Origin of the sequence: Streptomyces sp. NPDC058955 (assembly GCF_042741435.1) — a bacterium.
In the GTDB taxonomy this organism is placed as follows: Bacteria; Actinomycetota; Actinomycetes; order Streptomycetales; family Streptomycetaceae; genus Streptomyces.
The window spans coordinates 2,007-8,857 of the sequence record NZ_JBHYKM010000022.1; the positions used below are offsets into that span (position 1 = coordinate 2,007).

Genomic DNA, 6,851 nt, shown 5'->3' on the forward strand with positions numbered 1-6,851 from the left:
AGTGTCTTTTGACACAGATCTTAATATATCCGGGGGGGGCGGGGGCTCCCGCCCCGGCCCCCCCCCCATAGCTCCCGGCCCCCGCCCGCCCCCCCGCCCCCTTCTCGTTGCCGTGACTCAACTACCGTGCGTTGCGGGCCAGTTCCAGGGCGTACGCGTCGAACCACTCCCCCGCCTTCGGGCCGCCCCCGCACTCCCCGTCCGACTCGCCGGGCCGCTTGATCCACAGATACGCGCGGACCAGCGGGTCGCCGGTGCGCAGGGTCGGCGGCGTGCCGAGCGCCCGGCCCGGCGGGTTGCACCAGCTCTCCGCCGGGTCGCCCGCCAGGTGGGGGCCGTTCCCGTTGCGGCTGGTGTCGACGACGAAGGGCTTGCCGCCGACGAGCGCGGAAAGCCGACGGCCGTACGCCACGCTCTCCTCGGTCGTGCGGAAGTTCGAGACGTTCACCGCGAAGCCGTCGGCCGCCGTGACGCCGGCCAGCCGCAGCGGGGCGGCGAGCCGCTCCGGGGCGACCCAGCCGGCGTTGCCCGCGTCCAGGTGGACGGTGACCTGGGGCTGCCGCTTCAGCCGGTCGACGGCCGCCTTGAGCAGGGCGTACCGCTCGCCGCGGTGCTGCTCGGCGGTGCAGCCGTCGAGGACGTGCATCACCGCGTCCGGCTCCAGGATCACCGTCGCCCGCCGCCCGCCGATCCCCCGGGCGACGGCGTCCACCCAGGCGCGGTACGCCGTCCCGTCCCGCGCGCCGCCGGCCGAGTGCTGCCCGCAGTCGCGGTTCGGGATGGCGTAGAGGACGAGCAGCGCGGCGCGGCCGGCCTTCGTCGCCGCCTCGGTGAGCGCCCGCGCCTCCGCCTCCGGGCGGTCGGGGCCGAGCCACTCCGCGACCGGCCGGGTCGCGATCCGGTCGAGCAGCGCGGCCTCGGCGGTCCGCCCCGCCGCCCGGTGGGCGGCGGCGGCGCGGGCGGCCCTGCTGTCCGGGTTCACCCAGTAGGGCGCCTCGCCCGCCGCGGGCGGCCCGGGGGCGGCGGCCTCGCCGGAGGGGCCGGCGCAGGCGGTGACGACGAGGAGCGCGAGGAGCGCGGCGAGGGGTGCGGGCGGGCGTGCGGGCATGCGGGCCCCTCGGGCGCGTGCGGGGGTGACGGAGTCGCGACCATCGTGCCACGCCGCCCCTCTGCACGACGCGAGGCACGACCTGCCCCGCCGGGGCGGTGCCCACCCTCCCGCCCGGCCACGCGCCGGGCCCGCGGCGCCGTCCGCCGCACCTCCGTGTGGGCAGGCGTTCCGCAGGGCGGAACGGGTGGGCACACGGAACGGCGCCCGTCCGCCGGGCCTAGGCTTCTGCGCCTGAGCCCGCACCCCGTGTACGGCTCCGTACGGGTGCGGGTCCAGGCTCGGGGCGCGGAGGCACCGCTAGGGGTGCCGTTCCGTTGTGCCCACCCGTTCCGCCCCAGCGGAACGATTGCCCACAACGAAACGGCGGCGGCCGCCCGCGACGCCCCCAGCCGGGCGCAGCCCACAACGGCTGCGGCTACTCCGCTGATGTCAGGTAGGCGGAGACTACGACGTTGGCCGTGTAGGTGCCGGTCGCTCGGTCGAAGGTGCCGCCGCAGGTGATGAGGCGGAGTTCGGCGCGGGCCGGGTCGCGGGGGCCGTAGACGGCGCGGGGGTCGAAGGCGTCGCGGGGGACGACGCGGACGTCGTCGACGGTGAAGACCGCGACGGATCCGTCCGTCCGGGTGACGCGGACGGTCTCGCCGGGCCGGGCGGCGCTGAGGCCGTAGAAGACGGCGGGGCGCGTTTCCGTGTCGACGTGGCCGACGAGGAGCGCCGGTCCCGCCGCGCCGGGCGTCGTGGTGCCGGGGCCGTACCAGCCGACGGTCTGCGGCAGCTCGTACGGCGGCGGGTCGACCGCCCCGGTGGCGTCGAGGCCCCGGGGGACGACGGGGGCGTCGATGCCGAGGGCGGGGATCTGGACGCGGCGGGGTTCCGCCGCGCCGGATATCGGCGCCCGGGACGGCGGCAGGTCCACGCCCAGCGGGCGGCCGACCGCCGCGATGTCGCCGTGCGTCGGGGCCGAGCTGCCGCCGGGGCCGTGGACGGTGTCCCGGCCCCACAGCCAGAGCCCGAGGAGCAGGACCGCCCAGGCCACACCGGTGACCGGGCGGCTCGACGCGGCCACGCCTATTCCGTACGCCGGCGGCGGGAGCTCCGGAAGGCGACCGCGACGGCGGCGACGCCGGCCATGCCGAGGCCGAGCAGGGTGTACGGGGTGCCGAGGCCGTCCCCGCTCGCCGTCTGGGCGACGCCGGGCGCGGCGGGGGCGGCGAACGCGGCGGTGCCGCCGCCGCCCGCGCGGACCGGGGCGACCGGGGCCGGGCGGTGGCTGGGCTGCTCCTGGTGGTGCCGGACGGTGAGGGTGCCGACGTCGGGGTGGTCGTGGCCGTCGCAGGTGACGGAGACCTTGTACGTGCCCTCCTGGAGCCCGGTGCGGACGGTGGCGCCGCCGAAGAGGGCGTATGCGCCGCCGTCGCGGCCGGTGAGCTCGGCATCGGCGACGAACGCCTGGGACTTGGCGGCGCCGGTGGTGCCCTTGCAGCCCTGGACGCGGACGTCGACGTCCGCGCCGGGGGCCGCGGCGGCCGGGGTGACGGTGGCCTGGACGCCGTCGTGGGCGACGGCGGTGCCGGCCGCGGGGGCGAGCACCAGAGCCAGCGCCGCCCCCGCGGCACGGAGAGCGATGGGACCTGAACGCATGGTGACCTCCTGGTACTGGCAGGGTCACCCGGTTCGGGCGTTCTCGCATCCGCAGGGGCGACGCTCCGTGAGGGCTACACGCGGTCGACGAGGTCCGCGATCGACTTCACGACCTTCGAGGGGCGGAACGGGAAGCGGTCGATCTCCGCCTCCGAGGTGAGGCCGGTGAGGACGAGGAAGGTCTGCATGCCCGCCTCCAGGCCCGCCAGGATGTCGGTGTCCATCCGGTCGCCGATCATGGCGCTGGACTCGGAGTGGGCGCCGATCGCGTTGAGCCCGGTGCGCATCATCAGCGGGTTGGGCTTGCCCGCGAAGTAGGGCTCCTTGCCGGTGGCCTTGGTGATGAGGGCGGCGACGGAGCCGGTGGCGGGGAGCGGGCCCTCCAGGGAGGGGCCGGTCTCGTCCGGGTTGGTGCAGATGAAGCGGGCGCCGTTGTTGATGAGGCGGACCGCCTTCGTCATGGCCTCGAAGGAGTAGGTGCGGGTCTCGCCGAGGACGACGTAGTCCGGGTCGTGGTCGGTGAGGACGTAGCCGATGTCGTGCAGGGCGGTGGTGAGGCCGGCCTCGCCGATGACGTACGCGGTGCCGCCGGGGCGCTGGTCGTCGAGGAACTTGGCGGTCGCGAGGGCCGAGGTCCAGATGTTCTCGACGGGGACGTCGAGGCCCATGCGCAGGAGGCGGGCGTGCAGGTCGCGGGCGGTGTAGATCGAGTTGTTGGTGAGGACCAGGAACGGCTTCCCGGTCTCCCGCAGCTTCCTGATGAACGCGTCGGCGCCGGGGATCGGGACGCCCTCGTGGATGAGGACGCCGTCCATGTCGGTGAGCCAGGATTCGATCGGCTTGCGCTCTGCCATGGGTGCGGGACTCCTGCCGTACGTGACGTGCGTGTGCTGGGGGCGACGCGACAGCGCTGTGGCGACGCCCCCAGCCTAGGTCAGGAAGGCGTCACGGTGACCCCGTCGATCGTCCAGTACCAGTTGTTGGAACCGGTGTAGCGGAAGCGGAAGCTGACGTTCGAGGCGCCGGCGGGGACCGCGACGGTGAGCGACTGGGGCTGGGAGATCACGTCGGAGGTGTAGCTCTTGACGACGGTCGGGGTGCCGCCGTTGAAGGAGGCGAGCACCTGGGCGGTCTGGGCGCCCTCCTGGCGGTAGAGGGTGGTGAAGCCGAGGGTGACACGGGCGGCGCCGCCGACCGCGTACGCCGGGGTGACCAGGGTGGTGTCGTACGCGCCGGAGAAGCTCTTGTCCGACCACTCGTCGGAGTCGGCGACGGCGAAGACGCCGCGGGCGCGGACGTTGAGCTCGCGGGACTGGTCGCGCTGGGTGCGGGACCAGAACTCGTCGGTGGCGAAGGACCAGCCGCGCCACTCGGTCATGCCGCCGGTGCCCATGGCGCCGTTGATGACGGACCAGCCGGCGGGCGGGGTGTGGGTGAAGCCGAGGACGCCGGTGGGGATGCCGGTCTCGTCGACCCGGCCGCCCAGCGAGCCGTACAGGGCGTCGAACGGGTCGGTGGAGCGCTGCTGGATCGGCTTGCCGTCGAGGCCCCAGGACGGGTCGGGGACGATGCCGAGCTGGTGGAAGACGGTGGCGGCGACGTCGACGAGCCGGGTGTCGATGGGCCGGGCGCCGGCGGCGATGCCGGGGCCCTGGGCGAGGACGAAGGTGCGGCGCTCCTCGATGGCGGAGCCGCCGTGGCCGCCGGCGTCGGTGTGGCCGTGGTCGGTGGTGACGATGACGGTCCACCGCTCGGAGGCGTACGTGGGGCGGGCCCGGATCGCGGCGAGGAGGCGGCCGAGGTAGCCGTCCTGGACGTCGATGGCGTCGAGGTACTTCTGGCTGGCGGCGCCGTGGTTGTGGCCGATCTCGTCGGTCTCGCCGAAGTAGACGAAGAGGACGTCCGGGTTCTGGTGGCGCAGGACGTCCTCGGTGATGTCGGTGATCACCTTGTCGTTGACGACGTAGTTGTTGTCGTAGACGAGCTTGGCGTCGGCGCCGGGGGTGACGGTGCCGTGGGTGTCCAGTTCGGGCCAGTCGACGGCGGCGAAGAGCGACAGCTCGGGGCGGACCTGGTGCAGACGGGCCAGGAAGCCGGGGTACTTGGCGTAGTTCTTGCCGGTGAAGGTGTTGTCCCTGACGCCGTGCTTGTCGGGCCAGACGCCGGTGGAGATCGTCGACCAGCCGGGGCCGGAGGAGGTGGCGGCCATCGGGTTGGCGTAGAGCAGGGAGCGGCCGTAGGTGCCGTTCGCCATCAGGGACTTGAGGGTGGGGGCCTTGGCGGCGTCGATCCGGTCGTGCCGCAGGCCGTCCATGCCGACGACGAGGACCTTGTCGGAGCTGGTGCCGTTCGGGAGCGTCGGGGTGGCGGCGTGGGCGGCGGGGGCGGCCGCGAGACCGGTGGCGGCGAGGGCGGTGCCGGCGGCGGTCGCGGCGAGCACGGTGCGGCGGGAGATGCCGGGGATCGGCATGTCGGAGTCCTCCGGGGAAGGGGAAGAAGGGGACGGACGCACACCAACGCCCCTGAGGAATCAGGGGCGTTGGTCCGTACCCGTTATCTTTCCGCTATCTGCGGAGGGGGTCGAGGGGCCGTGCGGTGAACTCTCAGCTGCCGGTCGCGGACTTCCACGCGTCCACGTAGGACGAGAGGTTCTCGTCGATGTCGGCCCAGTCCGGCTCGAAGATCTCGACGCCCTCGATCAGCTTCGCCAGCTCGATGGCGTTGGCGTCGGTGGCCTTGACGTCCTTGCGGGCCGGGAAGCCGCCGCCGACGGCGCTGACCTCGCGCTGGGCGCCCTCGCTCAGCATGAAGTCGAGGAGCTTCTTGCCGTTCTCGGTGTGCGGGGCCTTGTCGACCAGGCCGGCCGCGTAGGGCAGGGCGAAGGTGGTGGGCTTGCCGCCCTCCTTGGCCGGGAACCAGATGGCGAGGTTCGGCATGGACTTGGCCTGGGCGAAGTTCATCTGCACGTCGCCGTTGGCGACGAGGAGTTCGCCCTTGTCGACCTTGGGGGCGAGCTTGGAGGTGGAGGAGGACGGGCCGACGTTGTTGGCCTGGAGCTTCTTCAGGTACTCCATGGCGGGCGCCTGGCCGCCGAAGTCGTGCATGGCCTTGATGAGGACGGCGGTGCCGTCGCCGGCGACGCCGGGGGTGGAGTACTGGAGCCTGTCCTGGAACTTCGGGTCGAGCAGCGCCTCCCAGGTGCCGGGGGCCTGCGGCAGCTCCTTCTTGTTGTGGATGAAGCCGAAGTAGTTGTTGACGACGGAGGTCCAGGAGCCGTCGGCGGCCTTGTCGGCGCCGTCGACCTGGTCGGCGCCCTTCGGGGTGTACTTCTGGAGGAGGCCCTTGGAGCCGGCCTGCTGGATGAAGGGCGGGAGGGTGACGATGACGTCGGCCTGCGTGTTGGACTTCTCGCGGAGGGCCCGCTGGACCATCTCCCCGGAGCCGCCCTCCACGTACTTCACCTTGATGCCGGTCTCCTTCTCGAAGTCGGCGAAGACCTTGTCGTACCAGCCGTCGCCCTTCTCGCCCTTGAGGCCGTCGGCGCTGTAGACGGTGACGACCTTCTCGTCGGAGGCGGCGGAGGAACCGCCGCAGGCGGTGAGGGAGGCGGCGAGGGCGAGGGCTCCGGTGACGGCGGCGACCGGCTTGGCGTACGTGCGCATAACGTCGTTCTTCTCCTGGCGTGAGGGTTATCGGTAGGACGCTCTGGTGCGGATACGGGAGACGGCGAGCAGGACCAGCAGGGTCGTGGCCATGAGGACCACGGCCAGCGCCGATCCGGTGAAGAGGGACCCGCGGTCGGTGGCGGTGAAGACCAGCACCGGCAGCGGCATCCAGTCCGGCGGGTAGAGCATCATCGTGGCGCTCAGCTCTCCCATGGACAGGGCGAAGCAGAGCCCGGCGGCGGCGCTCAGGGAGGGCAGCAGCAGGGGCAGCCTGACCCGGAACAGGACGTACGAGGGGCGGGCGCCGAGTCCGGCCGCCGCCTGCTCGTACATCGGGTCGAGGCGGCGGGGAGCCCCCCCCTCCCCGAGGTGGGGGAATGCCGGGGGCCCCACCCAGTGTGGCCCGAGAACACTCACGCGGGGGCGCGTTTTTG

General features: G+C 73.3%; 6 protein-coding genes and 1 pseudogene. All 7 read right to left on the reverse strand.

The genetic code is table 11. The annotated features are described in order from the left end of the window. Positions 1-121 precede the first annotated feature (121 nt). Positions 122-1,108: a glycoside hydrolase family 6 protein gene (locus tag ACFW1I_RS11575; protein WP_384668929.1), complete on the reverse strand. Its 987-nt coding sequence runs from the start codon at positions 1,106-1,108 to the stop codon at positions 122-124. A gap of 418 nt (positions 1,109-1,526) precedes the next feature. Then, a complete protein-coding gene (locus tag ACFW1I_RS11580) occupies positions 1,527-2,177 on the reverse strand; it encodes a class F sortase (RefSeq protein ID WP_384668930.1) in 651 nt (216 codons plus the stop codon). A 2-nt stretch (positions 2,178-2,179) separates the two neighbouring features. After that, positions 2,180-2,752, reverse strand: coding sequence for a hypothetical protein (locus ACFW1I_RS11585; protein WP_384668931.1), 573 nt, complete (start codon positions 2,750-2,752; stop codon positions 2,180-2,182). Between the two features lie 74 nt (positions 2,753-2,826). After that, on the reverse strand, positions 2,827-3,606 hold the full coding sequence (locus ACFW1I_RS11590; protein WP_384668932.1) for an HAD-IIA family hydrolase: 780 nt from the start codon (positions 3,604-3,606) through the stop codon (positions 2,827-2,829). An 80-nt stretch (positions 3,607-3,686) separates the two neighbouring features. Then, complete coding sequence (locus ACFW1I_RS11595; protein WP_384668934.1) at positions 3,687-5,222, reverse strand: alkaline phosphatase family protein; 1,536 nt, start codon at positions 5,220-5,222, stop codon at positions 3,687-3,689. A gap of 133 nt (positions 5,223-5,355) precedes the next feature. Beyond that, positions 5,356-6,414: a 2-aminoethylphosphonate ABC transporter substrate-binding protein gene (locus ACFW1I_RS11600; protein WP_384668936.1), complete on the reverse strand. Its 1,059-nt coding sequence runs from the start codon at positions 6,412-6,414 to the stop codon at positions 5,356-5,358. A gap of 27 nt (positions 6,415-6,441) precedes the next feature. Next, positions 6,442-6,777 (reverse strand): annotated as a pseudogene (locus ACFW1I_RS11605) (ABC transporter permease subunit); the annotation flags it as partial. Between the last annotated feature and the right edge of the window lie 74 nt (positions 6,778-6,851).

Bases quoted from the DNA above. Each gene is read 5' to 3' on its own strand.
- ACFW1I_RS11575 (WP_384668929.1), bottom strand. From the start codon at position 1,108: ATGCCCGCACGCCCGCCCGCACCCCTCGCCGCGCTCCTCGCGCTCCTC.
- ACFW1I_RS11585 (WP_384668931.1), bottom strand. From the start codon at position 2,752: ATGCGTTCAGGTCCCATCGCTCTCCGTGCCGCGGGGGCGGCGCTGGCT.
- ACFW1I_RS11590 (WP_384668932.1), bottom strand. From the start codon at position 3,606: ATGGCAGAGCGCAAGCCGATCGAATCCTGGCTCACCGACATGGACGGC.
- ACFW1I_RS11595 (WP_384668934.1), bottom strand. From the start codon at position 5,222: ATGCCGATCCCCGGCATCTCCCGCCGCACCGTGCTCGCCGCGACCGCC.
- ACFW1I_RS11600 (WP_384668936.1), bottom strand. From the start codon at position 6,414: ATGCGCACGTACGCCAAGCCGGTCGCCGCCGTCACCGGAGCCCTCGCC.